The organism is Rhizorhabdus wittichii (assembly GCF_017607425.1).
In the GTDB taxonomy this organism is placed as follows: domain Bacteria; phylum Pseudomonadota; class Alphaproteobacteria; order Sphingomonadales; family Sphingomonadaceae; genus Rhizorhabdus; species Rhizorhabdus wittichii.
On the sequence record NZ_CP059319.1, the window covers coordinates 586,235 to 612,162 of the forward strand.

The following is a 25,928-nucleotide window of genomic DNA, read 5'->3' on the forward strand; positions in this document are numbered from 1 at the left end:
GGCCTCAGTTGCCCATGAAGCGGCGGAACCGCTCGCGGCCTTCGGCTTCCTCGGCGGTCTGCCGAGCCGATTGCAGCGCCTGCGCCCGGCCCTGCGCGGCGACGGCGGCGGTGAGGTCGGCGAGCTGCTGCGATTGCAGCGCGAGGAGCTGGTTGCCCGCCTGCGTCGCCTGAAGCGCGCCGGTCGCCGACTGGCTGGCCGAGACCAGGCCGTTCATCGTCGTGCGCTCGCCCTCGATATTGCCGACGACGCCGGCCTGGACGCGCATGGCGTCCTCGAACGCGCCGACGCTATCTTCCCAGCGTGCATTGGCGTTAGCGACCATCTGCGCGTGATCGCCGGTCAGCGCCGCGCCCTTGTAGCGGTCGGTGAACGCCTGCTGGACGTTCTGCACGTCATAGGCGATGCGTTGCGCTTGCCCGAGAAGCTGCTGGGTGCGCTGGACCTGTTGCTGCAACTGCTGGAGCGAGCTGAACGGCAGCGATTCCAGATTCCGCGCCTGGTTGATGAGGCTCGTCGCTGCTTGCTGGATTTGCTGGATCTGGTTGTTGATCTGCTGGAGCGAGCGGGCCGCCGTCAGCACGTTTTGAGCATAATTCGTCGGGTCATAGACAATCCCGCCGAAGCCGAACTGTGCATAGGCCGGCATCGGCGCGATCACCGGCAAGATCGCCGTCGTGGCGAGAGCGCCGGCCATGAGGGCGCGGCGAAGGGCAGGCAGTTTCATGGTTCGATCTCCATGTCGGGCGTGAGCGGAAGTTCGGGCTCGCGGTCGGACACAGGGTCCGGCAGCAGCTCGACGGCCCAGGCACAGCCGCGATGGCGCAGCCATTCGGCGGCGAAGGCGGGAGCGCCGTGGGTTTCGATGATCTCGGCGATGGCGAGCTGATCGGTCTTGGCCGAGGCGGCGGCGAAGGCCAGCGCCACCTCGCCCAGCCCCAACTCGAACAGCCGGTTGCCGCGCCGCGACTGGCAGTAATAGTCGCGCTTGGGCGTCGCCCGGCTGAGGATTTCAATCTGCCGCGCGTTAAGCCCGAACCGCTCGTAGATCGCCGCGATCTGCGGCTCGGCCGCGCGCTCGTTGGGCAGGAATATCCGCGTCGGGCAGGATTCGATGATGGCCGGCGCGATGGCGCTGGTCTCGATGTCGGCGAGACTCTGCGTGGCGAAGACGACGGAAGCGTTTTTCTTCCTGAGCGTCTTCAGCCATTCGCGTAGCTGTGCCGCGAAGGCCGGGCTGTCGAGCACGAGCCAGCCCTCGTCGATGATGATGAGCGTCGGCGAACCGTCCAGCCGGCCCTCTATCCGGTGGAACAGATAGGACAGCACGGCCGCAGCCGATCCCGCGCCGACCAATCCCTCGGTCTCGAACGCTTGGCACCTGGCCTCGCCGAGCCGTTCGACCTCGGCATCGAGCAACCGGCCCCACGGCCCGCCGATGCAGTAGGACGCGAGCGCCTGCTTGAGCTGCTGGCTCTGCAACAGCACTGCCAGCCCGGTCAGCGTGCGTTCCGGCATCGGCGCCGACGCCAGGGAGCCGAGCGCGGACCAGATATGCTCCTTGGCTTGCGGATCGACCGCGACGCCTTCGGACGCAAAGATCGCCGCCAGCCATTCGGCCGCCCAGGCGCGTTCCGCCGGATCGTCGATGCGGGCCAGCGGCTGCAACTGGACGCCGCCATCGTCGTCATCGGAAAGACCGCCGCCGAGATCCTGCCAATCTCCGCCCATGCCGAGTGCGGCGGCGCGGATGCTGCCCCCGAAATCGAACGCGAAGACCTGGCCGTTCTCGTAGCGGCGAAACTGCATCGCCATCAGCGCGAGCAGCACCGATTTGCCGGCACCTGTCGGCCCGACGATCAGCGTGTGCCCGACATCGCCGACGTGAAGGGAAAACCGGAACGGGGTCGAGCCTTCGGTCCGTGCGTAGAGCAACGGGGGCTGTCCGAAATGCTCGTCCCGCTCCGGCCCCGCCCACACCGCTGACAGGGGGATCAGGTGGGCGAGATTGAGCGTGGAGATGGGGGGCTGGCGGACATTCGCGTAAACCTGGCCGGGAAGACTCCCTAGCCATGCCTCGATCGCGTTCATGCCTTCGGGGATGACGGCGAAGTCGCGGCCCTGAACGATTTTCTCGACCAGTCGCAGCTTCTCGGCGGCGATGGCCGGGTCGCGATCCCAGACCGTGACCGTCGCGGTGACGTAGGCCATGCCGGCATAATCCGCGCCCAGCTCCTGGAGGGCGGTGTCGGCGTCGGCGGCCTTGTTCGAGGCGTCGCTGTCGAGCAGCGTTGACGCCTCGTTGGTCATCACCTCTTTCAGGATCGCCGCGATGCTTTTGCGCTTGGCGAACCATTGGCGACGGATGCGCGTCAGCAGCCTGGTCGCATCGGTCTTGTCGAGCATGATCGCGCGGGTGGACCAGCGATACTCGAAGGCCAGCCGGTTCAGCTCGTCGAGCAGGCCGGGAAATGTGAGGCTCGGGAATCCGACGATCGTCAGGGCACGCAGATGATGATCGCCCAGCTTGGGTTCGAGACCGCCGGTCAGCGGCTCGTCGGCCAATAGCGCGTCGAGGTGCATGGGCGTCTCGGGGACGCGCACGCGCTGGCGCCGGGTCGAGATCGTTGAATGAAGGTAGGTCAGGGTTTCGCCATCGTCGAGCCAGCGGACCTCGGGCACGAAGCCCTCGACCAGACCCAGCACGCGGTCGCTGCGGTCGGCGAAGTTCTTGAGCAACTCCCACGGATCGACCCCGGACGTCGAGCGGCCCTCGTAGAGCCAGCCTTCGGCCCGCGCGGCTTCCTCGGCGGGCGGCATCCACAGCAGGGTCAGATAATAGGCGCTCTCGAAGTGGCTGCCCGCTTCGCGGAACTGCTCTCGCCGCTCCATGTCGACCAGCGCCGAGACCGGATCGGGAAACACCGATTCCGGGTAATGGAGCGCGGGCGTCCGCTGCGCCTCGACGAAGATGGCCCAGCCCGAGCCGAGGCGGCGCAGCGCATTGTTGAGTCGCGCGGTGGTGGCGACCAACTCGGCGGGCGTCGCGCTGTCGAGATCGGGGCCGCGAAACTTCGCCGTTCTCTGAAAGCTGCCGTCCTTGTTCAGAACGACGCCTTCGCCGACCAGCGCCGCCCAGGGCAGGAAGTCGGCCAGATGCGCGGCCTTGTTGCGGTATTCGCGCAAGGACATCATGGCCGCATCCACACCGGATAGCGAAGGTGCCGCCGGGCCACGTCGAGGAACTGCGGATCGTGGCGCGCGGCCCAGACCGAAATCGCGTGGCCGATCGCCCAGATCACCAGGCCGGCGATCCAGAGACGCAGGCCGAGGCCGATGGCGCCCGCCAGCGTGCCATTGACGATAGCGAGCGCACGGGGCGCGCCGCCGAGCAGGATCGGCTCGGTCAGCGCCCGGTGGACGGGGGCGAAGAAGCCCGCGATCGGGTCGCCAGCGTCCATCAGATCAGCGCCCCGCCGCCGAACGAAAAGAAGCTCAGGAAGAAGGAGCTGGCTGCGAACGCGATGCTGAGGCCGAAAACGATCTGGATCATGCGCCGCGCGCCGCCCGATGTATCGCCGAACGCCAGCGTCAGGCCGGTGACGATGATGATGATGACCGCGACGATCTTCGCCACCGGCCCCTCTATGCTTTCGAGGATGCTTTGCAGCGGCGCTTCCCACGGCATCGACGATCCCGACGCATAGGCGGGAACGGCAGTGGTCAAGGCGACGAGGCTGGCGGTTGCGGCGAGCACGGCGCGACGTGCGCGGCCCGACAAGGCATGGATCATGGTGTATCTCCTTGGGGTGCGGGTGTGAGAGAGGTCAGCCGGTAGTCGCCGGTCGCGGCGTCGAGCCCTTCGACACGGGCCAGCTCAGCGAGGCGCCGGCCGTGGCCGTCGCGGACCAGGACCGCGATCAGGTCGATGGTCTCGGCCAGCAGCGCACGCGGGACCGTGACGACGGCCTCCTGGATGAGCTGCTCCATGCGGCGCAGTGCCCCCAGCGCGGTGCCGGCATGGATCGTGCCGATGCCGCCGGGATGGCCCGTGCCCCAGGCTTTGAGGAGATCGAGCGCCTCGGCGCCGCGCACCTCGCCGATGGGGATGCGATCAGGCCGCAAGCGCAGCGACGAACGCACGAGATCGGACAGCGAGACGATGCCGTCCTTGGTCCGCATGGCGACGAGATTGGGCGCGGCGCATTGCAGCTCGCGCGTGTCCTCGATCAGGACGATGCGGTCGGTCGTCTTGGCGACTTCCGCCAATAGCGCGTTGACCAGCGTGGTCTTGCCGCTGCCGGTGCCGCCCGCGACGAGGATGTTGGCGCGGCTGGCGACGCCATCGCGCAGCACGACCGCTTCGGCGGCCGACATGATGTGGGCTGTCGCGTAATCATCGAGCGTGAACACGGCGACCGCGGGCTTGCGGATCGCGAACGCCGGCGCAGCGACTACGGGCGGGAGCAAGCCCTCGAACCGCTCGCCCCCTTCCGGCAGCTCGGCCGAGACGCGGGGTGATCGGGCATGAACTTCGGCGCCGACATGGTGGGCGACCAGGCGCACGATGCGTTCGCCGTCCTGCGCGGTCAGCGTGAGGCCGGTGTCGGAAATCCCCTCGCCCAGCCGATCGACCCAAAGGCGGCCGTCCGGGTTCAGCATCACCTCGATGACGGCGGCATCATCGAGCCAGGCGGCGATCGACGGCCCGAGAGCGGTGCGCAGCATTCGCGCGCCGCGTGCATTCGCCTCGGATCGGATCGGGTGGATGGACAAGAGATAGCCCCTGAATTGGGCCGGGCGAACCACCGCCCGGCATCAGGGGAACATCAAGAAAGGCAGAAGAAATCGAGATTCAACAAAGAAATGTGGTCATCGTAGTCTGGCGCAGAGATACAAAAACTGGCGTAGTTTGCTTATTCTTCTTGAGGCGCAAAGTCCTCGCCGATTTCCTGTTTGACCTTCGGACCCTTGGCGAGTCGGCGGCCCAGCGCCTCGATGAAGGCGTCGTAGCGATCGCCGCCCTGACGGCGCAGGACGGCCCGTTCCGCTTCGGGCGGCGGTGGCGTGTTCGACAGCCAGAATCGGACGAACAGCGCGATCATTTCGACGCCAATCCCGACATCACGCTCAAGCCGGGTCTGGCGGCGGTCGAGCCGGTCAAGCCGCTTGGCGATAGCGGCCTCGCGCTGTTCGTCGGCGTCGGGCGAGAGGAAGGATGCGATGGCGGCCTCGGCGACCAGAGAGCGCGACTTGCCGCGGCGATCCGCGTAGGCAGCGAGCGCCTCCATCACCTCCGGGTCGAGATAGACCGAGAACGGCGTCTTGGTGGTCATAGCTCGATGCCGTCGTCGGGATCGAGCGACGCCTGCTGCGCCATATCCTGCATGTGGCGCCGAACCGTGGCCTGCCGTCCAGCATCGGCATCGGGCTCATCCAGCTCGAACTCGTTGGCAGGCTCCGGGCTGGGTGGAGGCGCGATGTCGACATGGCGCTCGATTTCCGGCTCGCGGCGCAGGTCCGCGTTCGCGGCATCATCGTCGGCATCTTGTTTTTTCTTGCCGGCCTTTTTCTTCTTCGGCTTCTTCGACTCTTTGGATTCCGGTGGATCGGGCATGGGTGGCGCAGAGACCGGTGCCAATGCGCTCCAGTCGTCGGGTCGCGGTTGACCGACGCCGGCCTTCGGGTCCGGTGGCGACAGCACCCGCTCCGTGAACCGCCGATCCTTGAAGTAGCGAATCTTCTTGGCGCGGATCGGATGCACGCCCGCGACCATGACGATCTCGTCGGCGGCCGGGAGCTGCATCACCTCGCCGGGCGTGAGGAGCTGGCGGGCGGTCTCCGAGCGCGACACCATCAAATGCCCCAGCCAGGGCGACAATCTATGGCCGGCGTAATTCTTCATCGCCCGCATCTCGGTGGCGGTGCCGAGCGCGTCCGAGATACGCTTGGCGGTGCGCTCGTCGTTGGTCGCGAACGAGACGCGCACATGGCAGTTGTCGAGGATCGCGTTGTTGGGGCCGTAAGCCTTCTCGATCTGATTGAGCGATTGGGCGATGAGGAAGCATTTGATCTTGTAGCCAGCCATGAAGGCGAGCGAGCTTTCAAAGAAGTCCAGCCGGCCTTCGGACGGAAACTCATCGAACATGATGAGCATGTCCTGGCGTCCGGCCGCGGGCTTCAGATCTTCCGTCAGGCGCCGCCCGATCTGATTGAGCATGAGCCGGATGAGCGGCCGCGTGCGCGAAATGTCGGACGGCGGCACGACGAGGTAGAGCGTGGTGGGCCGCGCGCCATCGACCAGATCGGCGATGCGCCAGTCGCAACGGCGCGTCACCTCGGCGACGACGGGATCGCGATACAATCCCAGGAACGACATCGCGGTGCTGAGCACGCCCGACCGCTCGTTGGCCGATTTGTTGAGCAGTTCGCGCGCGGCCGACGCCACGACGGGATGGACGCCCGCTTCACCCAGATGCGGGGTGGTCATCATCGCGCGCAGGGTGGACTCGATCGGCTGGCGCGGGTCGGACAGAAAGGCGGCGACGCCGGCCAGCGTCTTGTCCTCGCCGGCATAGAGGACATGGAGGATCGCGCCGACCAGCAGCGCATGGGAGGTCTTTTCCCAATGGTTACGCTTCTCCAGGCTCCCCTCGGGATCGACCAGCACGTCGGCGACATTCTGCACGTCGCGCACTTCCCAGGCGCCTTTGCGGATTTCGAGCAGCGGGTTGTAGGCGGCCGATGCGGCATTGGTCGGATCGAACAGCAACACGCGCGTCTGCCGCGCGCGAAAGCCGGCGGTCAGCGTCCAGTTTTCACCCTTGATGTCGTGGACGATCGCCGAGCCCGGCCAGGTGAGCAGCGTCGGCACAACCAGGCCGACGCCCTTGCCTGACCTTGTTGGGGCGAAGCAGAGCACATGCTCGGGGCCGTCATGGCGAAGATAGTCGCGCCCCAGCCGGCCAAGCATGACGCCGTTCGGCCCGAGCAGGCCCGCCGCCTCCGCCTCCTGGTGCTCCGCCCAGCGGGCCGAGCCGTAGGTCTCTGCGTTCTTCAGTTCGCGAGCCCGGCGCACCGACATGGCGATGGCGATGATGAAGCCGAGGAAGCCGCCCGAGGCCGCGATGCACGCGCCGGTCTCGAATATCTTCGGCGCGTAGGCGTCGAAGAAGAACATCCAGATGAAGAAGGCGTAGGGTGGATAGATCGGCCAGTCGCCCAGCATGAACCACGGCGGGCCGAGCTGCGGTTGGTAATCCAGCGCCGCCGCCGTCCATTGCGTCGCGATCCAGACCGTTGCGAGGACGATCGCGAAAACGGTGATGACCTGGCCCCAGAGTATCTTTGTGGCGGGCATCTTCTATCTCTTTGTCACAGCCCCAGGCCCCGGCCGCGCCCGAATGACCAGTCCACGCCGCCGTCACCGCGCATGATGCCGGAGATGTGCTTGCCGATCTGACGGTCGAGCGAGGGAGACCAGGGCACGAGTTGGAAGCTCAGGCCGTCGTCGATCATGGCGAAGCGGCCCGAGGCGAGCGTCAGGCGCTGGCGCACGGTGCCGGCGACATATTCGCCGGCCTTTGACGGCGTGTGCGGCAGGCCGATCTCGGCCGACAATTCCTTGGCCGTCGCGTCGAGGTCGCGCCGCTTGAGCGTATCGAGCAGGCCGCGCGCGAAGATGATGCGTTGGCCCTGCCGCCGCGCCAGGCCAATATCCGCCAGATGCCCGGCGCGCGCTTCCATCGCGGCGCGCACCTCGGTTCCGAACCCGCCGCCGAGATCGCGGCCGTCGCTCGCCAGGTTGCGGCGATCGAGCCAGGTGGCGCCCGGCGCGTTGACCTGCGCGTCGAGGTCCATGTCCGAGCGCACGGCGAGCGCGACGCGATCGCGCCCTTTGCGGTCGGTGAAATGGCGCAGCTCGACGATGGCGCCCGGCCGGCAATCGCCGGTCGCCTCGATGTTGGGAAGCTGGACATGGTGCGTGCGCCCGTCGATCCCGTCGACGATCGCATAAGCGCGGCCGGTCAGTTCGTCATGGAGGCCCCGATCGACCAGCCTGCCGACAACGGACTGCGCGGGATCGGGCGCAAGCACGTAGCTGGCGGCGCCCCGGTCGATGCCGCGTTCGCTCATCGCCTTGTGCATCCGCTTGATGATGTCGCCGCGTTCGCCAAGGGCGCGCAAGGCCGGCTGCGCGTCGTCCGCGAGCGTCCACTGGCCCGGCGCGATCTCGCTGGCGAGGCCGAGCCGCTCCAGCTTGCGCAGCCGTCCCATCCGCAGCGCATGGTCGCCGGCCGGCCGCACGCCCGGCTCGGGCGCCATGTCGATGACGCCATCGCGCTGGAGTGTGCGCGACAGGTCGCGGTCGATCTCGGTCCAGCGTTCGGCTTCGACCTGCCGTTCCAGCGAAGCATGGATGTCGAGGTCGCTGCGCAGCCCCAGCTCGCGGGTGACGATCTCGCGCGCGACCGCCCGCATCCCCTCGCCGATATAGTCGCGGGAGATAACGAGGTTCTGGCCGTCGTCGGCGACGCCGCGCACGATGATATGGACATGGGGGTTGTCGGTGTTCCAGTGATCGACGCCGACCCAATCGAGCTTGGTGCCCAGATCCTTTTCCATCCGCGCCATCAGCTCGCGGGTGAAGCCCTTGAGGTCGCCCATCTGTGGCGCGTCCTCGGGCGAGACGATGAAGCGGAAATGGTGCCGGTCGTTTTCGCAAGCCGCGGCGAAGTCGTTGCGGTCGAGGCCCTCGGCCTCGGCGCCGAACAGCACACCCTTCTCACCGTCGCGGGTCACGCCGTCGCGTTGTAGATAATTGAGATGAGCGGCGAGCGAGGCGCGGCCGCCATGCTTGACCACCCGCGCCTTGACGACGACCTGGCGCGCTCGGTGGCCGAGCCGGTGCGTGGCGCGCAGGCTGGCGACGCGGCCCCGGCCGAAGGTCGAGCGGCCCGGCGCGATGATCCGGCCACGGCGCGAAACATGGCCGCCCGCGCGCTGCGCGGCGGCGATCGCCTGGGCGACGATCGGAAGCGTGCGCTGGCCGCCGCGCGAACGGATACGGCCAGGCCGGATGCGGAAATCGTCGTCGCCGCTCATGGCGCGGCGCTCGGCACGGTGCGGAAATGCCTGCTGGCGGCTGGGTTTCGGCCAGCGCCGCACAGTGCGGGTTTCCCGCACACATTGCGCAGCAATGACCCAAAGCCTTGAGAATCAAGGCTACGACCGGGGCGAAATGGCAACGCACATTGCCGCCCTTTATCTTGCCCTCGCTCCTTCCCCTGCCAAACCCGAAGCCTGCCCCCTTCCGGCGCTGCGAAAGCCTGCGACGAAGCCCGCCAGAGTGCGCGGTAGCCGCTCATGGCGCGGGCGAGCCGGAAAGAGGGATGAACAGGCCGGTCGAAGGCGGCGTGGTCGCGGCCACCGTAACGCCAGCGCGGTCGGTCGGGCGACGCGCGGTCTGCGCGGCGGCGTCATCGCTTGCGGCATCCGGCGGCGCTGTCGCGGCGACGCCCGAGCGCATGGTGAATAGCGCGGCGCGGCGCCAGGCGAGCGGATCGGGAGCAGGCGCGGCGGCAAGCTGGCCGTCGCCCGAACCGCCGGTGATCGCCGTCAGTTTTGCAAGGTAGGCGCGCGTTTCCGCGGGCAACGGGCGGCCGCGCGACAGATATTCGTCATAGCGGCCCGGCCCCGCATTGTAGGCGGCCAGCATCGCCGTCGCGTTGCCGTAGCGGTCGTGCATCGCGCGCAGATAGGCCGCGCCCGTCATGATGTTGGCGCGCGGATCGAAGGGATCGGAGCCGAGACGATAGCGCGCCCGCAGGGTTGCCCAGGTCGCGGGCATGATCTGCATGAGGCCCATCGCCCCGGCCGGCGAGACGGCGCGGACATCGCCGTTACTCTCGGCGCGGATCACCGCCCATATCCAGGCTTCGGGGATGGCGAAGCGCCGGGCCGCGTCGGCGACATGACGGTCGAGTGCCGCGGCGCTCGACGATGCGGCGGATTGCGCGTGGGCGGGTGCGGCTCGAATGGCGACCGGCGCGCCCACCGTGACGGCGAGCAGCGCCAGCGCCACCATCCGACAACGCGGCGAACCGGGACGCCGGAACGGCATCAGGCGCGGTCCTGGCCGGATCGCGGGTGCCGCCACGCCAGCCGAAACGCCCGCCCTTCGGCATCCGCGCGGAATAGCTTCGGCTTGAACCAGCGCGGAAACAGCGGGCTTTCGATCTCCAACGCGATGTAATCGCCAGCGAGTTCGCTGCTGCGCTTGCGCGCAAATCCGACGATGGGACCGTCCGCGTCGTCGAGATGGATGTGATAGTCGGCGGCATCCTCGGCGCGGCTCGGCTCGGCGGGAACGAGCACGATCGCCTCGTTGATGGCGAACAGCCGGACGCGGCCGGCATAGCCATTGTCGGTGGGTTCAAAGATGTTCACCGGCATGGTCACTCTCCTTGGGGTTGACGGGTGAAAGCGGCGGCGACGGCGTGCGCGGGTAGAGCGGCGTCGCTCGGCCGATGACGGCGGATGCCGGAAGCGGGCCGAAGTAGCGGCTGTCCAGGCTGTCCGGGACGGCCGGGTTGAGCAGCAGCAGTTCGCCGGTTCGCAGGTTGCGGCAGCCGCGCCAGACGGGCAGCGGCCGGCCGCGACTATCGCGCGTCTGAGCGATGGCGACGGTGCGCCCATCGACGCTCACCACGTCGCCGGTCCGGCAAATGCGCTGCCCCGCCTTGGCCGCGACATGCTTCAAAAGCGGGACGCCGACAGGGAGATAGCGCCGCTCGGCAAGCCAGTGTGCGAGACCGGCGGGCGGCAGCGCGGCGACCAGCGCGCCGACCTGCGGATCGCGGTCGGAATGGATGCGGTAGAGGCCGATCGGCGCGCTGGCGCTGGCGTTCCAGATCAGCCACGGCGCCGGATTAGCGAGCGCCACCGCGACGAACGAAACCGTGGCCACGGACGCCGCAATGACGGTGGCCATGCCATAGAAGCGGGAGGTCATTGCTCGATCTCCCGCCGCTTGAGCCAGGCGCTATGGCGCTCCGCCGTGTAGAGGCGCGGCTGATGGCCGGCGGCGATGCGCTGGTGGACATGCCGCCAGTGATCGGGCGCGGCGTCGCAGGGATCGACGCCGGCCGCCTCCACCGCGTCGATGGCGGCGAGCGCCTGTTGGACCTTCGGCCAGCCCTGGATCTTGAGCAGGATTTCCCCGCCGGGCCGCACGAATGGGAGCGTGGTGTAGGGCTCGCCCGACGCCACCGCGCGCACCACGTCGATGCGCGAGACGATGGTGCCGAAGTCGTTCGAGGCCCAGCGGACGAAGGCGAAGACCGCGCCCGGCCGGAAGCTGACGACGCGCGTTCGTCGGCTCAGGATGCGGTCATCCGAGACGCGGCCGAAGCGTATCCAATGCTCCAGCCTCTGCTCGATCCAGGTCACTTCGACATGGGTGAGTCCGTCGCGGGCGAGCGCGCTGAACGCGCCGCCGACGCGGACGCCGCGAGGGCGGTCATCGTTCATGGGTGATCTCCGGGGATGATGGGCAGTCGGTTCGAGGCTTGGCCGGGTCGCTTCCCGATCGAGCGCGCGCGGCCGGACGCCGGCTGTCCACAGCCGAGCGCGCGGTTAGCAAGAATCCGAAGGATTCGATTCTATTAGCATGGTTAGAAGGGGGTGGATTCAGCGAGGAATCACAGGTGCTTGGAAGGTGCGCGCGTTCCCGAAAGTCCGAGTCCGGCGTTCCTGATGGTCCGACTCCGGCTGTTCCTGATCGTCCGAATCTCATGGCCAGTTTTCCACGGGCTTGAGGCCGACACGGCGCATCGCGGCGTGGAGCGGATCGGGCGGGATCGGCGCGAAGTTCAGCCGGTCACGGCCGAGCGCGTTTTCGAGGGTGAGGACGTAGCCGGGAAGCGACTGGCGGGCGACAATAGCGCGCAGCTCGAAGGCGAAGCGGCGAAGCGGCGACAGCGCGCCGGACTTCAGATGAAGATGCGGAACATCGAAGCTCCAGCCACCGTCCTGCCGCCCGCCATGTTTGCGCGCGATGCGGTAGAGCCAGCGTTCGAGGCCGCCCGTCAGGTCGAAATAGGCGCGGTCGATCGTCAGGACGAGCGCGCGGTCGAGCACCCCATCGTAAAACCAGTCGGGCAGGATCAATTCGATGCCGAGCGCGCGGCCATTGCCGTCAGCCAACTCGCGCCATTCGTTGATCCAGGAGAAGCGATGGCGGCGGCGCTGATGCTCCTGTCGGATCGACGTGGCGACGGTCGTGGATTGCAGCCGGTCGAGCGCGGCTTTCAGCCGCTCGTAGCTCGCCTTGCCGGTGCCGCGCCGGGTGAAGGCCAATATCTCGTGCGGCGTCGTCACCATGAGCCGCGATGTCGGATGGCCGGCGTCGCGCGCGGCGACGAGCTGGCTGGCGGCCCAGATCAGCACGTCGGCGTCCCAAATGGTTGCCATGCCGTGCTCGAATACCGCCTCGACCGAGATCCATGTTGTGCCCATGCGGAAGTCGATCGGCGTCGTGCGCTTGGTCTTGGCGAGGCTGAAGAACGGCCACGCCATCAAGTCCTGGGCATCGCGCGGCGCGAGATCGCCGGGCTTCGAGCGAAACAGCTCAAGCTGTGTTCGTTCCCCGCTGACGGGGCCGGAATGAGAGCGGATTGGGTGCATGGATCGCTCAACGCCGAACGCAATCGGTGGGCAGCGGCTTGGCGGGATGGACGACGCCGTTGCCCGGATCGGAGGTCGAGCGCCGGGTGCCCAGCGCCGCCCAGGCGTCAAGATCGTCGATGGCATAGACGATGCGGCCGCCGAGCCTGCGAAAGACCGGCCCGGTGCCGAAGCAGCGATGCTTCTCCAGCGTCCGGGCCGACAGGCCCAGATGGATCGCGGCATCGGGCGTCTTGAGATAGCGTGGCGTCGTGGCGGTGACAGGCTCGGCCATGATGATCCTCCTGATGTTGGCCGGCTCCGAAAAGCGGGGTCGGCGGACAGGAGGTGATGGTGGCGAACCGACCTCTATGCGGTGAATGGACAGAACCTAGGCGCTCGGAAATGTCCCCGTTCACGCGCCGCGCAGCAGGCGCAGATAGCCGCCGTCGCGCAGTTCGACGGCCTCGGCGAACCATCGGTTGATGCGTTTGCGCTGGCGACTGTCGGACCATTCGGCGGCGCTGTAGTCGCGGACGCTGCCGTCGATCAGGACGGCGGCCAGTTCGCGGCGGGTAGCGCCCGCCTGATGTCCGTCGAGCACCTGTAACAGGGTGAGAAGATGCTGGCGGCGAAAGGGCGTGGGGCGTAGAGCCGGCGGCCCCGCGGCAACGCCAAGCAAGCGACGGGACAGGCGTTCGGCGGCCGCGAGGCGTGCGAAGGGATCGCGCCCGAGCGGCAGGATCATCGCCAGCGGAAGATCGAGCGATCCCGAGATCCAGATATGCTCATCGCCATCGCTGTCAGCGAGAATGAGATGGAGGAAGTCGCCGATTTTCATGCGCGCCCGCACGGCGCCCAGCATCTTCATGTCGAGCGGTCGCGCGTCGCCGATTCCATCGAGCGATGGCGCCAGCACGATATTGTCCGGCGAAAGGTCAGGCCGCGCGACCGCCAGCTTCGGATCGTAGGCGGCGGTCGGCGCAGCATAGAAGCTGATCCCCCAGCGTCGAACGAGATCGGCGGTCGCCTCGTCGGCGGTCGTCGCGCCGCGCTTCACGCGGCCGAGGGCGCGGCGGTAGTCAATGCGATAGCGCGTGTTCCTGCTGACATAGCCGATGGCGATGTCGGAATATTGCAGCGCGTCGTCCCCGGCTTCGTCCAGGGGCGCGCGCCAGTCCCTCTCAGGTGGCATCGAATCCCTCCCAAGCGTGGCCCTCTATGGAGCGCGTCGGGAGATGTTCTCAGGCAAGTATCGGCTGTGAAGGCCCGCTGTCCGGACAGCCGCATAGCTGATTCAAGTCAGCGTTTTGGCTCGATATTCCACGCACTAGCCGAACAGCGTGAATCCCAATTTTACGATTGGTCCGGGGGCAGGTAGTGGCGATAGCCGGCCTCGCACATCCATCGGGCGCGGGCGAGGTGGGAGGCGTAAACCAGGCGCGCGCGCTCCGGCTCGGCTACCGGGTCGATCCCGAAAACGATCTGCACGACCTCGCGCCAGTCGGCATTTTCCTCCGCGGCGTCGAGCAGCCGCCAGTAGGTCCGGTGGTGACGTTCGTCATAATCGGTGACTTGGGGCGCGTCGGGCGCGCGATCCTCGAAAGCGGCTATCGCCATCGCCACGCTCCGCCTTCAGCCATAGCCTCCTGCGCCTGCTGACCGGCGAGATATACACCATAATGGACCGAAGTAATCACACCGGATCGGCTATGGCCGCTCCATGCAAGAGGGATAATAGACTTAGCGACCCGGCCTTTTATTTCCGTGCCTTCTCCGCGGCCTCGCTGACCACCATCACGCCCTGGCCTCGGTCCGAGTCGAGAAAAACGACGCCGGCCGCTTCCAGCGCCTTGACCACCTGGTGCCGGGTTTCCTCGCGCACGGGCAGGCCGCTTACCGACTCTACGCGCTTGAGCGCGGTCAGTGCGACGAGGGCCTTGTCGGCAAGCATCTCCTGTGTCCAACCGAGAAGCGCGCGTGCGGCCCGCACCTGGCGGGAAGTGATCATGTGCGATCACGTTCACCAGGCGAGAACTATACGCCATGGAAACGACTATTATAGTCGTCTTGGTATAACTGCAACGCGGCGCGATGTCCCAAGAAAAAAGGCCCGGCGGCGGGGAGCCGCCGGGCCTCTCGCGCCCCGGATCAGAAAGGGATGTCGTCGTCGTCGAGATCGTCGGTGGCGTTATTGCCCGTCTGGCCGGACTTGCCCCGGCTAAGGAAGTCCACCGTCTCGGCGATGACCTCGCAGCCGTAGCGGTCGACGCCCTGCTGGTCGGTCCACTTGGTGTAGTGGATGCGGCCGCGAACCAGCACTTTCATACCCTTCTCGCAATGATCCTGGATGGTTTTGCCGAGGCCGTTGAAGGCGGTGATGCGATGCCATTCGGTGTCCTGGACGCGGTAGCCGTTCTCGTCCCGGAGAACCTTGCCCTCCGCGTAGCGGGGACGCGAGGTGGCGAGCGTGAAGTGGGTGATGGTGGTGCCGCCCTGGGTGGTGCGGCTTTCCGGGGCCTGGCCGATGTTGCCGGCGAGGATGACGATGTTCTGCATTTTAAGTCTCCGTTGCTTCAAGTCCGAGGGACCGCCCCTCCGACGAGACCCGGCAAAGACCGGCGGGAGGCGCTGGCATCGACGCGCAGCGGAGACCTCGACCCCCAAGGCCCGAAGTGGTGCGGGCAGGCGCTTCAGCGCCAACACGGTTCGGATGCCGCGGGGGTTGCTGGCGAAAACCGCACGGGCTTAGGGGATCAGTCAGTCGGAAGGGGCTGTTCCTTCGGCGAAGCGACCTGGAGGGATATGCTGGGGCGCAGCGTCGTTCGCGGTGACGCGAGACAGGTTGGCCTTGCCGCCTCCGAGGGTGGTCCTGCGTCCCTTTCACCCCGCCGCCGTCCCTTCGTGGACGGTGGACATTTCAATGGGACAGCGGCGCGGTTCAGGATTCCAATGGCGCAACCCCGGCACGGCCCGGCGATCCGCTCAGGAGCCGGGAAGGAAATAAGGCTGGTCGCGCGCCCATGCCGAGGGAGCGACAGCGGCGGGCGTCTGCGGCGTCGGGATGATGGCCAGGTGGACAGCCTGCGGGCGTGCGCCGATGGGGAGAATGCCGCCGTCGGCGATCACGGCGGTCCCCTAACCGGGGTGCGAGAGGGCCGGCGCAGCGCCGCCGGCCACCTTGATTTGTGTGACAGATGATATTATCTTGCACACATAAGGAGTCGATCATGATCGCCAGTGCGGCAACGTCGAAAAGTGGAAAGAGCGCGGAGAAGCGCGGCGCTCCCAAGGGCGCGCGTTCGCGCGCGACCGGGCGCATCACCGGCGCATCGGTGGTGATGGAGGAAGCGCGTCGCGCCGGCCTGCTCGACGGGGACTCGACCGAGCATGTCAGCTTCCGTGCGCCCAAGGCGCTGATCGAGGCAGCCAAGCGCGAGAGCGGTGCGACCAAACCGACCGAGCTTGGTCTGCTAGCGCTGGCGATGCTGGCCCAGCCCGACCCGGTAGCGACCTATCTCAAGAAAAACTACGGTAAGCTCGGAGCGGATCACCAGCTTGACTATTGACCTGCGCGCGCCTCTGCGACGCATCAAACCGGACAAGCATCTTCGCCAGCTCGTCCCGCGTCAGCCCGAAGATTTGGCTGCGGCCGCCGATTTCGTCGGCGGCGGGCGGGCGGCGATCATGGTCGATACCAATGTCTATATCCATGCCGCCGCCGGCACTCTGCCGGCCGCGGTGAAACTGCTGGTCGTGCAGGGGCTGCTGTTTCACTGCTCGGTCTGCGTCGGGGAATTGAGCACCGGCATCGCCAACGCCGATCCCGCCCATGCCGGCTGGAAGGCGCTGCGCGATTATTATGCGGGGGTGATTGCCAGCATCCCGGCCACGCGGTTGTTGACGCCCGACCCTGACGTCTGGGCCGAAGCCGGACTGATTGCAGGCACGCTCGCCCGCGCGCAGAACTGGCAGCGGTATCAGCGCAAGGAAGCCCTGAACGACGCGCTGATCTTCCTGACGGCGGCGAAAGCGGGCCTGCCGGTGCTGACGGCCAACCGGGACGAGTTCGACCTGATCCAGCAGCTTGCCCCGCACGGCCGCTTCATCCATTTCTGAGCGCAAACGCGATAGGGCGGCCATTATGACCGCCCATGCGCTCGCTATGCGATCGGTTCGCCGATCGTCATGCGAAGGGATCATATTCACGAACGATGGTGGCGGCGTCACCGTCGAACTCGCTTGACTCGACGACGCCGAACATCTGGTCGGCGATCCTGATGACGACGATGCAGGTCATCAGCGTTCTGGCGAGGTTCCAGGCACGAGACTGAGCGATTTCCAGGGACATTGATCCGGCTCCTGTCTTTCGGAGCGGGGACCATCCCCGCTCGACAGGCGCCCGAAGCGTCGGGCGGATGGCCGCAATCACCGCACAGGCGAAGCCTGAAGGCCGCACGCTCGCGTAGCGGACCCTTTACGGGTTGATGGCGCCAGGCCATCGGTCAGACCAAGGATTGCGCCTCAAAGAGCGGGGTGGTGCGCGCGCAGGTGGGAGTCGGATGCCCCATTCCGCAAAATCGCTTGAGCCCATCTAAGACCCGATGCCGGTGCGCCTATTCGCCGGCGCGCTCGTCGGTTTTCAAAGCGGATGGCTCGATCTTGCCGAGCCAGAGAGGCAGCTTGCTGTTGCGGAAATCCCATTCGGCCAGAGGCGCGAACCACTCGGGCGCGGCTTCGCCGTTGAGCTGGATGACGTGATCGCCATCGACGGTTTGCTGCGCGAAGAAGCGCGTGAAGATTCGGCTCGCCCAGCCGATGCCATCAAATCCCTCGTCCGATGGTTCAACCGGATTCGAGACGAACTCGACACCGGCGATACCCCCGTCGTCCATGATCGCGAACGGCCCCTCGACCGACCAGTCGCCATAGAGGAACAGCACCTCGGCGAGCTTGCGGTCCTTCGGATCGACCAGCTCGGTGTCGCCGCTAAACAGCTTGGCGGAACCGATGACGAAGTTGGCCAGGCCGTCAACGCTGAGTGTGCGCGGCATGTCGGTCGCCGCGCCGAGAACGAGACGCAGCGGCGGCCTGGTCATGATGATAACTTCACCGATCCGGCCGAACTCGTTTGCGACCAGCGCCTCCTGCATCTCAATCCGAAGCCCGCCATCGGGGCGCCGGAAACGCTCAGGCGAGATCACGGTCCAGATATTCCAGAGCGACCAGAATATCGCGATCTTCAGCGGCGAGCCTACGGCGTCAGCATAGGCTTCGAGCGAGGCGAGATAGGCGGCGGTCATGGTCGTCTGCTGCCGCAAAGGTTCTTTGCACCGCACGTTCTTCACCTCGACCAGCCACTGGTGGCCATCGTCCAGAACGACGCGGAAGTCCGGTGCGCGGTAGGCCCCAAGGGGATGAACGCGACCCGCATCCTCCGATTTGAGCAGTCGGAACTTGCCCAGGCTCAGGACGGTGGCCTCGAACAGCCGCTCTGTGCGCGATCCGTGAATCAACGCCGGGTCGGCCAAAGCCTCTTGCAGCCTTTGCGCTGCATCGTGGGTGAACCGTTCAATCAGTGAGGGATCGTTGAGGGCAAGTCGCTGGTCGCGCGCGAAGGAGGCGACCGACGCGAGGAGGTCGAACGCCTTGGGCCGGGATGGCTGCGATTCTGGGCTGTGGGTCATCGCGCTGGGGCGGTTATCGCCGCCTGCCGTTGCGCCCTTAGCCGCGCCATATCGGACTCCATCCGTTTGAGGACGGATTGCGTGCCGGTCTCGCTCAACCACCAAGGGCCGGCGCCAGCATTGGCTTGAAGGCAAAGTCGGTCGAAGGCCGCCAAGTCGTCATCTGAAGGGACGCGCCCGAAATACAGTTCGGCGAGGTCTTCGCGCGAACTTGAATAGCCGCCATAGGCATGGATCGACGCTCGATCCAACGAAGCGATTTCGAGGACGACTTCCTTCTGACTGTCTCCATATCGTCCGATGCCGCCGCCGTAACAGGAGATCTGACTCTGGTGGCGTTGGCAGGCGTCATGGAAGTCAGCGTCGGCATAGAGCGCGGACAGGTTGACGATGACGGAAGCTGCCGGTGGATGCAGCTTGAAGATCACGCCACGAAGTTCCGCGGGAGGCACCCCGCCCTTGAAAGTCTTGGCGATGTCGAGGTCGGTCGTCCATGCCGCGATCGTTTCGGGGAGGTGGTTGTCCGCGAGGAGCTGCCACACACGGTCTTTTTCATGGGCTTCCTGGCGATAGCAGGGACCGCCCCAGGTGCGGAATGACGATGGCAGTCCCGCACATGCCCTTTTCAGCGCCGCGCCTCGCTTGACCTTGGCGTTGTGGTCGCCGCCGCGCTGCCAATCACTGACAGCCTGAACAATCTCCAAGGTGAATGTCGCCACAAATGCTCCCCTATACCGGCGTTTGACTTGGACTATCGCCTGCGCGGCGTTCCCAAAACACAGATACGATAGCACAAAGCGGCGCTCACGCGCCGCTCCGATCCCGGAAGTCCCAGACCTTGAGGCCCATCACCTTGGCCTTGTCGCGCAGATTGTCCTGAATGCCGGTGCCGGGGAATATGACGATGCCCTTCGGCATCACCGACAGCATCTCGTCGTTGCGCTTGAACGGCGCTGCCCGCTTGTGCTTGGCCCAATCGGGCTTGAACGGCACGGTGGGGACGCCGCGAATGTCGGCCCAACTGACGGAAATCTTCTCGCCGCCAGTCGGTGTCGCGCCATGCAGCAGCACCATGTCGGGGAACTTCGTCTTGATGCGGTCCAACGTCGCAAAGATGAAATCGACGTCGTTGAACGCCGGCCCCGAGGAGACCGCGATGCGGGTGCCGGGCGGCACGAGCACCTGCTTGTCGGCCCATTTGCGCGCATTGATGAAGTCCCGGCTGGCGATCACGGCCGAGGTGAGCGCCTTGCGGTTCACCTTGGAGCCGGAGCGCGGCGTCCAGGCTTTGAGGAAGTGCGTGCGGAACTGGTCGGCGCAGGTGTCGCGGAAGAACTCCATCGCGTTGCGGCGCTCGATCATGGTCGCGCCCTCGCGCAGGAGCCGCTCCAGCTCGACCGACTTCACCTCCGAGCCATCCTGTTCCTGCTGGCTGCGCTTCTGGGCGACCTCGTTGCTGTCCAGGTCGCGCTCGATCCGCTCGCCGGCGCGGTGGAAGACGTTGGTGATGTTCCAGAGCAGGTCTTCAAGGTCCGGTTCGAGCCGCGTGTCGATCAGGCAGGAGATCATCGCATCGAAGATGTCGACGATTGCGCCTGTCGCCTGGCGGTCATCGGGAAGCGGCCGATCGTCGGGTTCGTCGTCGAAGGGCCGGTATCCGTATAGGGCCATCTCCTGAAGCAGGTGGGCGGTGGCGGATGCCTCGTGTTCGGGTTCAAATTCGGGAAGCGGACTGTCGGTTGACATGATGACGCCTTTCATCGGCTGACCGCGACCATCGCGGCCTTCGCAGGCGTCGAAAGACGGCGGGCGAACCGGGCTTGCACCGCCATCCCGCGCCTCTGACGCGGGTGGGGGCCAAGCGAAGCGCCGGACGGCAGGGCGGCGACTAATTTGTCTCGCGATGCAAAGCGGCCGCTTGCGGCCGCGGCGGAAATTAGTCGCAGACCGCCGTTGCCGGGCCGGGGCGGCTGTCGTCCCGAACGCCTCTCAAGAAGGCCGCTATGGCGCGGTCCTCTTGCGATGATCGAACTGTCATCACAACTCGCAAGCCGGGGTCTTCGCGAACTCCGAACCGACGCCTTCCGCCCTCCTTCCGGCCTTCAGCCGGAGATGGTCAGGAAACGGTTGGCATCCTCGGGGACAAGCTGCACGGCGAGCGACGCGCACGTCCGCTCAGGCCCGACCAGGCGCAGATCATCGTTGAAATCGCCGAGTATGGGCGAAAGCGGCACGACCTCGATCCCGGCCGTCGCCGCCCGCTCGGACAACGTCGCCAACGCCGCATCGCCGGCAGGATCGTCGTCGCGGGCGACATAGAGACGCCGAAGTGCGGGCGGGAACAGGATGGCGCTGAGGTGGGCCGAGGACAGAGCGGCGATCATGGGCACAGCGGGCACGACCTGACGCAGCGACAAGATGGTCTCGACGCCTTCGCCGGCCGCCATCACCGCATCCGCCCCGCCAAAGCGGACTCCGTTCCCGAGCAGGAAACCCATCGCGCGCCGAGGCGTGGCGACCGGCGCCTTCGTCGGTGCGGCCGGGCCGAGCCCGGAGGCCAGATAGGTGCGGTGAACGCCGGTGATCGAATCGTCCAGGTCTGTGACGGCGGCGATCATCGCGGGCCATGCGCGACGTGTCCCCGGCAAATCCTTCCGCGACGGGGTGTAGTAGCAGCGGGGATGGAAGCGGAGCGGATCGTCGGCCCGCAGGTCGGTGATCCCCCGCGCGCGCAAATGCGCCTGGACAAGCGATCCCCGGACAGGCCGGGATGCGGCGAACAAGCGCCGCGCCGATTCCGGCGAGCCGGTCGGCGCCTTCGGTTCACCCCGGCGGCGCAAACCCTCGGGGCAAGGCTCGGGGTCCGGCAAGCTGAGGAAGCGCCGGGCCTCGTCCAGCGTGTCGCCGAGCTGCACATGGCCGCAGACCAGCGCGATGATGTCGAGCAAGTCGCCATGTTCGCCGGTCGCCGCATCGGTCCATTTGCCGGCCGCGCCGCGGCCGTCCTCTGAGCCGGTAAGCCGCACATAGAGGCTGCGCCCCGGCGTATTGTGCGCGTCGCCAACCATCCAGTAGCGACCTTCGCGGCAGCCCTTCGACAGATAGTGGCGGCACACCGCCTCGGCCCGATCGCCGAGACGGTGCGCCAACTCGCCTGCCTGGTCCGACAGCCGGCCCATCACGCGGCCGCCCGGTCGGCGATGCGTTGCAGCGGCCAGCGCTTCATCAGCCGCTCCAGCACCGCGACGCCGCCCGCATCGACGGGAACGAACATGCGCAGCGACCACGAGATGATCTCGTGGAAGAGACCGTAAGCGGTTAGCCGTTCGCGCATGGCGTCGGTGAAGCCGGTCAATTCGATCCGGTAGGCGCTCATCACCCGCACGCGGCGGAGCTGGAGCCCTTCGGCCAGGTCGAGGACGGTGCGGCCGTCCATCAGCGCGGCGAAGGCGGCCTGCGGGTCGAGACGCGGGCCGTCGTCGTTGGCGGTCGCCGTCGCCACCCAGGCCGGCGAGACCCGGCGGCCGATGATCCGCTCGCCGCCATCGGTCTGGAGCCGATAGACGCGGGTGGACTCGTTGGGCAGGCGTTTCCAGATCGGCAGCAACAAGCCGGTGACGATGTGCATGGTGCTGGTGGCGAACTCCGGCACCTCGGCCAGCTCGGCTTCCCACGCGCGGGCGAAGTCGGCGCGGCTCGCCTCGCGCCATTGCGTCTGCGCCATCGCCTCCAGCGGCATCGGCGTCGATTCCATCGGCCGGACCAGCCGCACGCGCCGCTCGATGCTGCCATCGTCGAGCAGCAACCCGCGCGTCGGAATCTGCACCGCCGCGCGACCCGACTGCGCGTTGACCATCAGGACCGCGCGCGGGTCCGAAAGCCGGTCGAGCGCGTCGTCCAGCGTGATCGGCCGATTACGGTCCTTGCGTTCGATCGTCAGCAACCTCGTTTCCGCCGTGGTGCCCGGATGAGTATAGATGATGTTGCGGTCGATGATCGTGAAGCTCTCGGCCTGAAGCGTTTCCAAGCCAAGCTCGTAGGTTCCCGAGGCGATGGCTCCCTCGATGCGGGCGGTCAGCAAATCCTCGAAGGCGGTGAACAGCGTATTCTGGAGGGCGATGGTGAGCGCCAGCATACGATTGAGGAAGGTGGTGATCGGCGGCAGCTCGTCCTTGAGGCCGGTATCGTCGCTGAGGCGAAGACCCGTCGCGTCCTCGAAGGCGAGCAGCGAGCACCCCTCGACCTTGCCCGCATAGAGCAGCCGGTAGAGCTGGCGCAGCGCGTCGCGCGCATATTGCGATTCCAGATTGTCCTCCGGCCGGAACAGCCCCTGGCCGCCGGTCTGGCGCTGGCCGCGCGTGATCGCGCCCAGCGTGTCGAGGCGGCGCGCGATGGTCGAGATGAAACGCTTCTGCGCCTTCACGTCGGTCGTCACCGGCCGGAACAGCGGCGGCTGCTTCTGATTGGTCCGGTTGGTGCGGCCAAAGCCCTGGATGGCGTTGTCGGCTTTCCAGCCCGCCTCCAGCAGATAATGGACCCGCAGCCGCTGGTTCCGCGCGCCGAGGTCGGCATGATAGCTGCGGCCGGTCCCGCCGGCGTCGGAGAAGATCAGGATGCGCTTGGCGTCGCTCTGGAACGCGTCGGTCTCGCCGACATTGGCCGAACCCGGCCGGCTCTCGACGACAAAGCGGTCGATACCGTCTGAGCCGCGCCGCTTGACGATCCGCCGCGAGCGCCCCGTCACCTCGGCGACCATATCGGTCCCGAAATGGTGGATGATCTGGTCGAGCGCGGCCGGAACCGGGGTCAGCGACGCCAGGCGCTCGATCAGCCGGTCGCGGCGCTCGGCGGCTTCGCGGGACTCGACGGGATTGCCGTCGGCGTCGGTGACGGGCCGCGACGACAGGTTGCCCTCGCTGTCCGTGAACGGCTCGTAGAGCTGCACCGGGAAGCTGTGTTCGAGGTAGGACAGGACGTATTCACGGGGCGTCACGTCCACGCGCACGTCATCCCATTCCTCGGTCGGGATGTCGGCCAGCCGGCGCTCCTGCAACGCCTCCCCGGTCGAGACGATCTGGACGACGGCGCTGTGGCCGGCTTCCAGATCACGCTCGATGCTGGCGATCAGCGATGGCGTCTGCATCGCGGTGATGAGGTGATTGAAGAACCGCTGCTTGGCCGACTCGAAGGCGCTGCGCGCAGCCGACTTGGCCTGGCTGTTGAGCGTGCCGGTCGTGCTGGTGATGTTCGCGGCCTTCATCGCCGCGTCCAGATTGTTGTGAATGATCTGGAAGGCGCCGGCATAGGCGTCGTAGATGCCGATCTGCGCTCGCGTCAGCACATGTTCGAGCATCTCATATTCAACGCCGTCGAAGGACAGCGAGCGGGCCGAATAGAGGCCGAGGGCCTTGAGGTCGCGCGCCAGCACCTCCATCGCCGCGACGCCGCCATCCTCGATCGCCGCGATGAACTCGGCTCGCGTGGCGAACGGGAAATCCTCGCCGCCCCACAGGCCGAGCCGCTGGGCGTAGGCGAGGTTCTGCACGGTGGTCGCGCCGGTGGCGGAGACATAGACCACACGCGCATTGGGCAGCGCGTGCTGGAGCCGAAGCCCCGCGCGGCCTTGCTGCGACGGCGCCTGCTCGCCGCGCGGACCCGTGCCGCCGGCCGCGTTCGCCATCGCGTGCGCCTCGTCGAACACGATCACGCCGTCGAAGTCGGCGCCGAGCCAGTCGACGATCTGCTGGACACGGCTCGCTTTCTCGCCGCGTTCCTGCGACCGCAGGGTGGCGTAGGTGGTGAACAGCACGCCCTCGTCCAGCGCGATCGCCGTGCCCTGCCGGAAGCGGGACAGCGGCGTCACCAACAGGCGCTCCTGGCCGAGCGCCTCCCAATCGCGCATCGCGTCCTGGTGCAGGGTCTCGGACCGGCTTACCCAGACCGCGCGGCGGCGGCCTTTCAGCCAGTTGTCGAGGATGATGCCTGCGACCTGGCGGCCCTTGCCTGCGCCGGTGCCGTCGCCGAGGAACCAGCCGCGGCGGAAGCGCACGGCATCCTGTGCCTCGTCCGGCGCCGCTGTGACGACATCCCAGGTGTCATCAACCGTCCACGCTCCGGCGAGGTGGCCACTATGGGCCTCGCCCGCGAGAATGACGGATTCGAGCTGGGCGTCCGACAGGATGCTGTCGGCGATGAGGTTGGCGGGCAGCATGGGCCGATAGCTCGGCTTGGGCGGCGAGACCGAGGCCATCGCCGCCGATTGGACGAGCGGCGTCGGATGCGGCTTGGCGCCGTCAATGCGCAGCGACTGGAGCGCATAGGGCTCGTAGATCGCATCGGTCAGGCGGCCCGCCTCGGCCGGCGTCCAGTCCATCGCGTCATAGGCCATCTCCGCCGCTTCGGGCAGCGCGATGGGTGCGCGCGGTGCGGGCCTGACCTGACGGCGAATGGCGGGCTTGGCCGACATCGCCCGCATGGCGACGGGCACGGCCACCGGCATGGCGGGCGGCGGCGTATCGGGGCCGGACCCGCGCGGCGGCACGTGGTCCTGCACCCAGCCGAGCAGGGTCGCGGTATCTGGCGCGACGCCGGGCGAGGCCGGGAAGACGGAAGGGTCATCGGCGGGAACGCGCTCGATAACGGTCAGGCGTGTGTCGATGGTCGTGCCGTGCTTGGCATAGACCCGGCCGTCGATCGCCGCCGAGAACAGGACGCGGCCACGCTCCTGAAGCCGAGCGAAGGCGTCGGTCCAGGCGGGATTGTCTGGGGCACAGCTCGCCCCGGTGATCACGACTAGGCGGCCGCCCTCGGCGAGCCGGGCAAGTGCTGAGCCCACATGGCGCAGCGCTGCATCCTTCATCGTGCGGTCAACGTGGGCGACAGCCGAGAACGGCGGATTCATCACCACCACGCTCGGCACGATGTCGGCGCGCAGATAATCATGGATGTGCGCGGCGTCATGGCGGGTGACAGGGCAATCGGTGAACAGGCCGGCGAGCATCTCGGCGCGAATCTCGGCGAGTTCGTTGAGAATGAGACTCGCGCCGCGCGTCTCGGCCTGAATGGCGAGCAACCCGGTCCCGGCCGAGGGTTCGAGCACCAGCTCGCCGGGCCGGATCGCGGCCGCGACAGTGGCGACGAAACCGAGTCCGACCGGGGTCGAGAATTGCTGGAACGCCTGGGATGTCTCCGACCGGCGCGTATGGGTGGGGAGCAGCGCCGCCACCTTTTCGATCATCGCCAGCGCGGCGACCGTGGACGCGGATTTGCGGAGGATCGTGCCGCCGTATTTGCGCAGGAACAGAACCTGCGCCGCCTCGCAGGCGTCGTAAGCGGTTTTCCAGTTCCAGGCGCCATCGGCGTCGGAGCCGCCGAACGCGGTTTCCATCGCACAGCGCAGGGCGCGCGCGTCGATAGCGCGGCCCCGTTCGAGATCGGGCAGGATGAGCGTGGCGGCGGCAAGGATGGACCGGGCGGTTGCGGCGAAACCGGGCGCGACGGGATACGGCGCCGCCGGATGGGCAGCGGGTGCAGCAAGGGTCATGGTGGATGTCCTGGAGAGCCGGGAGGGAACGG

At 67.1% G+C, this 25,928-nt stretch carries 27 protein-coding genes; 2 read left to right on the forward strand and 25 right to left on the reverse strand.

Annotation, left to right across the window (positions count from 1 at the left end; translation table 11 throughout):
• Nucleotides 1-4 precede the first annotated feature (4 nt).
• The 19 genes from trbJ to HRJ34_RS03010 form a co-directional block, all read right to left on the reverse strand.
• Nucleotides 5-727, reverse strand: coding sequence for a P-type conjugative transfer protein TrbJ (gene trbJ, locus HRJ34_RS02920; RefSeq protein WP_208633299.1), 723 nt, complete (start codon nucleotides 725-727; stop codon nucleotides 5-7).
• Complete coding sequence (trbE, locus tag HRJ34_RS02925) at nucleotides 724-3,195, reverse strand: conjugal transfer protein TrbE (protein ID WP_208633300.1); 2,472 nt, start codon at nucleotides 3,193-3,195, stop codon at nucleotides 724-726. The genes trbJ and trbE overlap by 4 nt, the downstream gene beginning before the upstream one ends.
• Nucleotides 3,192-3,461, reverse strand: a complete 270-nt coding sequence (locus tag HRJ34_RS02930; RefSeq protein WP_208633301.1) for a VirB3 family type IV secretion system protein — start codon at nucleotides 3,459-3,461, stop codon at nucleotides 3,192-3,194. Before HRJ34_RS02930 ends, trbE begins: the two co-directional genes overlap by 4 nt.
• Nucleotides 3,461-3,793 carry a TrbC/VirB2 family protein gene (locus HRJ34_RS02935; RefSeq protein WP_208633302.1) on the reverse strand — a complete coding sequence of 111 codons (333 nt, stop codon included), beginning with the start codon at nucleotides 3,791-3,793 and terminating at the stop codon, nucleotides 3,461-3,463. The genes HRJ34_RS02930 and HRJ34_RS02935 overlap by 1 nt, the downstream gene beginning before the upstream one ends.
• Nucleotides 3,790-4,776 (reverse strand): P-type conjugative transfer ATPase TrbB, encoded by a 987-nt coding sequence (gene trbB, locus HRJ34_RS02940; protein ID WP_208633303.1) that lies wholly within the window; start codon nucleotides 4,774-4,776, stop codon nucleotides 3,790-3,792. The genes HRJ34_RS02935 and trbB overlap by 4 nt, the downstream gene beginning before the upstream one ends.
• Nucleotides 4,777-4,916: 140 nt before the next feature.
• Nucleotides 4,917-5,336 carry a CopG family ribbon-helix-helix protein gene (locus HRJ34_RS02945; protein WP_119036611.1) on the reverse strand — a complete coding sequence of 140 codons (420 nt, stop codon included), beginning with the start codon at nucleotides 5,334-5,336 and terminating at the stop codon, nucleotides 4,917-4,919.
• Nucleotides 5,333-7,360, reverse strand: coding sequence for a conjugal transfer protein TraG (locus tag HRJ34_RS02950; RefSeq protein WP_208633304.1), 2,028 nt, complete (start codon nucleotides 7,358-7,360; stop codon nucleotides 5,333-5,335). Before HRJ34_RS02950 ends, HRJ34_RS02945 begins: the two co-directional genes overlap by 4 nt.
• Before the next feature lie 14 nt (nucleotides 7,361-7,374).
• The gene (locus HRJ34_RS02955) at nucleotides 7,375-9,105 is read right to left on the reverse strand and encodes a relaxase/mobilization nuclease domain-containing protein (protein ID WP_208633305.1); all 1,731 of its coding nucleotides are present in this window, start codon (nucleotides 9,103-9,105) and stop codon (nucleotides 7,375-7,377) included.
• 259 nt (nucleotides 9,106-9,364) lie between these two features.
• On the reverse strand, nucleotides 9,365-10,123 hold the full coding sequence (locus HRJ34_RS02960) for a lytic transglycosylase domain-containing protein (protein ID WP_319025635.1): 759 nt from the start codon (nucleotides 10,121-10,123) through the stop codon (nucleotides 9,365-9,367).
• Nucleotides 10,123-10,455: a DUF736 domain-containing protein gene (locus tag HRJ34_RS02965; protein WP_208633306.1), complete on the reverse strand. Its 333-nt coding sequence runs from the start codon at nucleotides 10,453-10,455 to the stop codon at nucleotides 10,123-10,125. The genes HRJ34_RS02960 and HRJ34_RS02965 overlap by 1 nt, the downstream gene beginning before the upstream one ends.
• Nucleotides 10,436-11,014 carry a S26 family signal peptidase gene (locus HRJ34_RS02970; RefSeq protein WP_208633307.1) on the reverse strand — a complete coding sequence of 193 codons (579 nt, stop codon included), beginning with the start codon at nucleotides 11,012-11,014 and terminating at the stop codon, nucleotides 10,436-10,438. Before HRJ34_RS02970 ends, HRJ34_RS02965 begins: the two co-directional genes overlap by 20 nt.
• On the reverse strand, nucleotides 11,011-11,532 hold the full coding sequence (locus HRJ34_RS02975) for a DUF2840 domain-containing protein (RefSeq protein ID WP_119036605.1): 522 nt from the start codon (nucleotides 11,530-11,532) through the stop codon (nucleotides 11,011-11,013). The genes HRJ34_RS02970 and HRJ34_RS02975 overlap by 4 nt, the downstream gene beginning before the upstream one ends.
• 261 nt (nucleotides 11,533-11,793) lie before the next feature.
• Nucleotides 11,794-12,687: a replication initiator protein A gene (locus HRJ34_RS02980; protein WP_208633308.1), complete on the reverse strand. Its 894-nt coding sequence runs from the start codon at nucleotides 12,685-12,687 to the stop codon at nucleotides 11,794-11,796.
• A gap of 7 nt (nucleotides 12,688-12,694) precedes the next feature.
• Nucleotides 12,695-12,961: a helix-turn-helix transcriptional regulator gene (locus HRJ34_RS02985; RefSeq protein WP_119036603.1), complete on the reverse strand. Its 267-nt coding sequence runs from the start codon at nucleotides 12,959-12,961 to the stop codon at nucleotides 12,695-12,697.
• Between the two features lie 120 nt (nucleotides 12,962-13,081).
• On the reverse strand, nucleotides 13,082-13,861 hold the full coding sequence (locus HRJ34_RS02990; RefSeq protein WP_119037238.1) for a DUF2285 domain-containing protein: 780 nt from the start codon (nucleotides 13,859-13,861) through the stop codon (nucleotides 13,082-13,084).
• 161 nt (nucleotides 13,862-14,022) lie between these two features.
• Nucleotides 14,023-14,286: a DNA -binding domain-containing protein gene (locus HRJ34_RS02995; protein WP_208633309.1), complete on the reverse strand. Its 264-nt coding sequence runs from the start codon at nucleotides 14,284-14,286 to the stop codon at nucleotides 14,023-14,025.
• A gap of 139 nt (nucleotides 14,287-14,425) precedes the next feature.
• Complete coding sequence (locus HRJ34_RS03000; RefSeq protein WP_208633310.1) at nucleotides 14,426-14,677, reverse strand: helix-turn-helix domain-containing protein; 252 nt, start codon at nucleotides 14,675-14,677, stop codon at nucleotides 14,426-14,428.
• Nucleotides 14,678-14,817: 140 nt separating this feature from the next.
• Nucleotides 14,818-15,225, reverse strand: a complete 408-nt coding sequence (locus tag HRJ34_RS03005; RefSeq protein WP_208633311.1) for a single-stranded DNA-binding protein — start codon at nucleotides 15,223-15,225, stop codon at nucleotides 14,818-14,820.
• A gap of 426 nt (nucleotides 15,226-15,651) precedes the next feature.
• Nucleotides 15,652-15,795: a hypothetical protein gene (locus tag HRJ34_RS03010; protein WP_208633312.1), complete on the reverse strand. Its 144-nt coding sequence runs from the start codon at nucleotides 15,793-15,795 to the stop codon at nucleotides 15,652-15,654.
• A gap of 101 nt (nucleotides 15,796-15,896) precedes the next feature.
• Between HRJ34_RS03010 and HRJ34_RS03015 the strand changes: the two genes are divergently transcribed.
• A complete protein-coding gene (locus tag HRJ34_RS03015; protein WP_208633313.1) occupies nucleotides 15,897-16,235 on the forward strand; it encodes a hypothetical protein in 339 nt (112 codons plus the stop codon).
• The gene (locus tag HRJ34_RS03020) at nucleotides 16,225-16,785 is read left to right on the forward strand and encodes a type II toxin-antitoxin system VapC family toxin (protein WP_226949018.1); all 561 of its coding nucleotides are present in this window, start codon (nucleotides 16,225-16,227) and stop codon (nucleotides 16,783-16,785) included. Before HRJ34_RS03015 ends, HRJ34_RS03020 begins: the two co-directional genes overlap by 11 nt.
• Before the next feature lie 67 nt (nucleotides 16,786-16,852).
• Here HRJ34_RS03020 and HRJ34_RS03025 read toward each other — a convergent pair whose 3' ends face one another.
• From HRJ34_RS03025 to HRJ34_RS03050, 6 genes are all read right to left on the reverse strand, one after another.
• Complete coding sequence (locus HRJ34_RS03025) at nucleotides 16,853-17,017, reverse strand: hypothetical protein (protein ID WP_208633314.1); 165 nt, start codon at nucleotides 17,015-17,017, stop codon at nucleotides 16,853-16,855.
• Nucleotides 17,018-17,282: 265 nt separating this feature from the next.
• Nucleotides 17,283-18,353, reverse strand: coding sequence for a hypothetical protein (locus HRJ34_RS03030; protein WP_208633315.1), 1,071 nt, complete (start codon nucleotides 18,351-18,353; stop codon nucleotides 17,283-17,285).
• On the reverse strand, nucleotides 18,350-19,072 hold the full coding sequence (locus HRJ34_RS03035) for a hypothetical protein (protein WP_208633316.1): 723 nt from the start codon (nucleotides 19,070-19,072) through the stop codon (nucleotides 18,350-18,352). The genes HRJ34_RS03030 and HRJ34_RS03035 overlap by 4 nt, the downstream gene beginning before the upstream one ends.
• A gap of 85 nt (nucleotides 19,073-19,157) precedes the next feature.
• Complete coding sequence (locus HRJ34_RS03040; RefSeq protein ID WP_208633317.1) at nucleotides 19,158-20,099, reverse strand: DUF2493 domain-containing protein; 942 nt, start codon at nucleotides 20,097-20,099, stop codon at nucleotides 19,158-19,160.
• 356 nt (nucleotides 20,100-20,455) lie between these two features.
• Complete coding sequence (locus HRJ34_RS03045) at nucleotides 20,456-21,532, reverse strand: DUF7146 domain-containing protein (RefSeq protein ID WP_208633318.1); 1,077 nt, start codon at nucleotides 21,530-21,532, stop codon at nucleotides 20,456-20,458.
• Nucleotides 21,532-25,896 (reverse strand): strawberry notch-like NTP hydrolase domain-containing protein, encoded by a 4,365-nt coding sequence (locus HRJ34_RS03050; RefSeq protein WP_208633319.1) that lies wholly within the window; start codon nucleotides 25,894-25,896, stop codon nucleotides 21,532-21,534. The genes HRJ34_RS03045 and HRJ34_RS03050 overlap by 1 nt, the downstream gene beginning before the upstream one ends.
• Between the last annotated feature and the right edge of the window lie 32 nt (nucleotides 25,897-25,928).

Excerpts from the sequence above, each read along its gene's own strand:
- trbJ (WP_208633299.1), bottom strand. The coding sequence starts at position 727 with ATGAAACTGCCTGCCCTTCGCCGCGCCCTCATGGCCGGCGCTCTCGCC.
- trbE (WP_208633300.1), bottom strand. The coding sequence starts at position 3,195 with ATGATGTCCTTGCGCGAATACCGCAACAAGGCCGCGCATCTGGCCGAC.
- HRJ34_RS02930 (WP_208633301.1), bottom strand. The coding sequence starts at position 3,461 with ATGGACGCTGGCGACCCGATCGCGGGCTTCTTCGCCCCCGTCCACCGG.
- HRJ34_RS02935 (WP_208633302.1), bottom strand. The coding sequence starts at position 3,793 with ATGATCCATGCCTTGTCGGGCCGCGCACGTCGCGCCGTGCTCGCCGCA.
- HRJ34_RS02945 (WP_119036611.1), bottom strand. The coding sequence starts at position 5,336 with ATGACCACCAAGACGCCGTTCTCGGTCTATCTCGACCCGGAGGTGATG.
- HRJ34_RS02950 (WP_208633304.1), bottom strand. The coding sequence starts at position 7,360 with ATGCCCGCCACAAAGATACTCTGGGGCCAGGTCATCACCGTTTTCGCG.
- HRJ34_RS02955 (WP_208633305.1), bottom strand. The coding sequence starts at position 9,105 with ATGAGCGGCGACGACGATTTCCGCATCCGGCCTGGCCGTATCCGTTCG.
- HRJ34_RS02960 (WP_319025635.1), bottom strand. The coding sequence starts at position 10,123 with ATGCCGTTCCGGCGTCCCGGTTCGCCGCGTTGTCGGATGGTGGCGCTG.
- HRJ34_RS02965 (WP_208633306.1), bottom strand. The coding sequence starts at position 10,455 with ATGCCGGTGAACATCTTTGAACCCACCGACAATGGCTATGCCGGCCGC.
- HRJ34_RS02970 (WP_208633307.1), bottom strand. The coding sequence starts at position 11,014 with ATGACCTCCCGCTTCTATGGCATGGCCACCGTCATTGCGGCGTCCGTG.
- HRJ34_RS02975 (WP_119036605.1), bottom strand. The coding sequence starts at position 11,532 with ATGAACGATGACCGCCCTCGCGGCGTCCGCGTCGGCGGCGCGTTCAGC.
- HRJ34_RS02980 (WP_208633308.1), bottom strand. The coding sequence starts at position 12,687 with ATGCACCCAATCCGCTCTCATTCCGGCCCCGTCAGCGGGGAACGAACA.
- HRJ34_RS02985 (WP_119036603.1), bottom strand. The coding sequence starts at position 12,961 with ATGGCCGAGCCTGTCACCGCCACGACGCCACGCTATCTCAAGACGCCC.
- HRJ34_RS02990 (WP_119037238.1), bottom strand. The coding sequence starts at position 13,861 with ATGCCACCTGAGAGGGACTGGCGCGCGCCCCTGGACGAAGCCGGGGAC.
- HRJ34_RS02995 (WP_208633309.1), bottom strand. The coding sequence starts at position 14,286 with ATGGCGATAGCCGCTTTCGAGGATCGCGCGCCCGACGCGCCCCAAGTC.
- HRJ34_RS03000 (WP_208633310.1), bottom strand. The coding sequence starts at position 14,677 with ATGATCACTTCCCGCCAGGTGCGGGCCGCACGCGCGCTTCTCGGTTGG.
- HRJ34_RS03005 (WP_208633311.1), bottom strand. The coding sequence starts at position 15,225 with ATGCAGAACATCGTCATCCTCGCCGGCAACATCGGCCAGGCCCCGGAA.
- HRJ34_RS03015 (WP_208633313.1), top strand. The coding sequence starts at position 15,897 with ATGATCGCCAGTGCGGCAACGTCGAAAAGTGGAAAGAGCGCGGAGAAG.
- HRJ34_RS03025 (WP_208633314.1), bottom strand. The coding sequence starts at position 17,017 with ATGTCCCTGGAAATCGCTCAGTCTCGTGCCTGGAACCTCGCCAGAACG.
- HRJ34_RS03030 (WP_208633315.1), bottom strand. The coding sequence starts at position 18,353 with ATGACCCACAGCCCAGAATCGCAGCCATCCCGGCCCAAGGCGTTCGAC.
- HRJ34_RS03040 (WP_208633317.1), bottom strand. The coding sequence starts at position 20,099 with ATGTCAACCGACAGTCCGCTTCCCGAATTTGAACCCGAACACGAGGCA.
- HRJ34_RS03045 (WP_208633318.1), bottom strand. The coding sequence starts at position 21,532 with ATGGGCCGGCTGTCGGACCAGGCAGGCGAGTTGGCGCACCGTCTCGGC.
- HRJ34_RS03050 (WP_208633319.1), bottom strand. The coding sequence starts at position 25,896 with ATGACCCTTGCTGCACCCGCTGCCCATCCGGCGGCGCCGTATCCCGTC.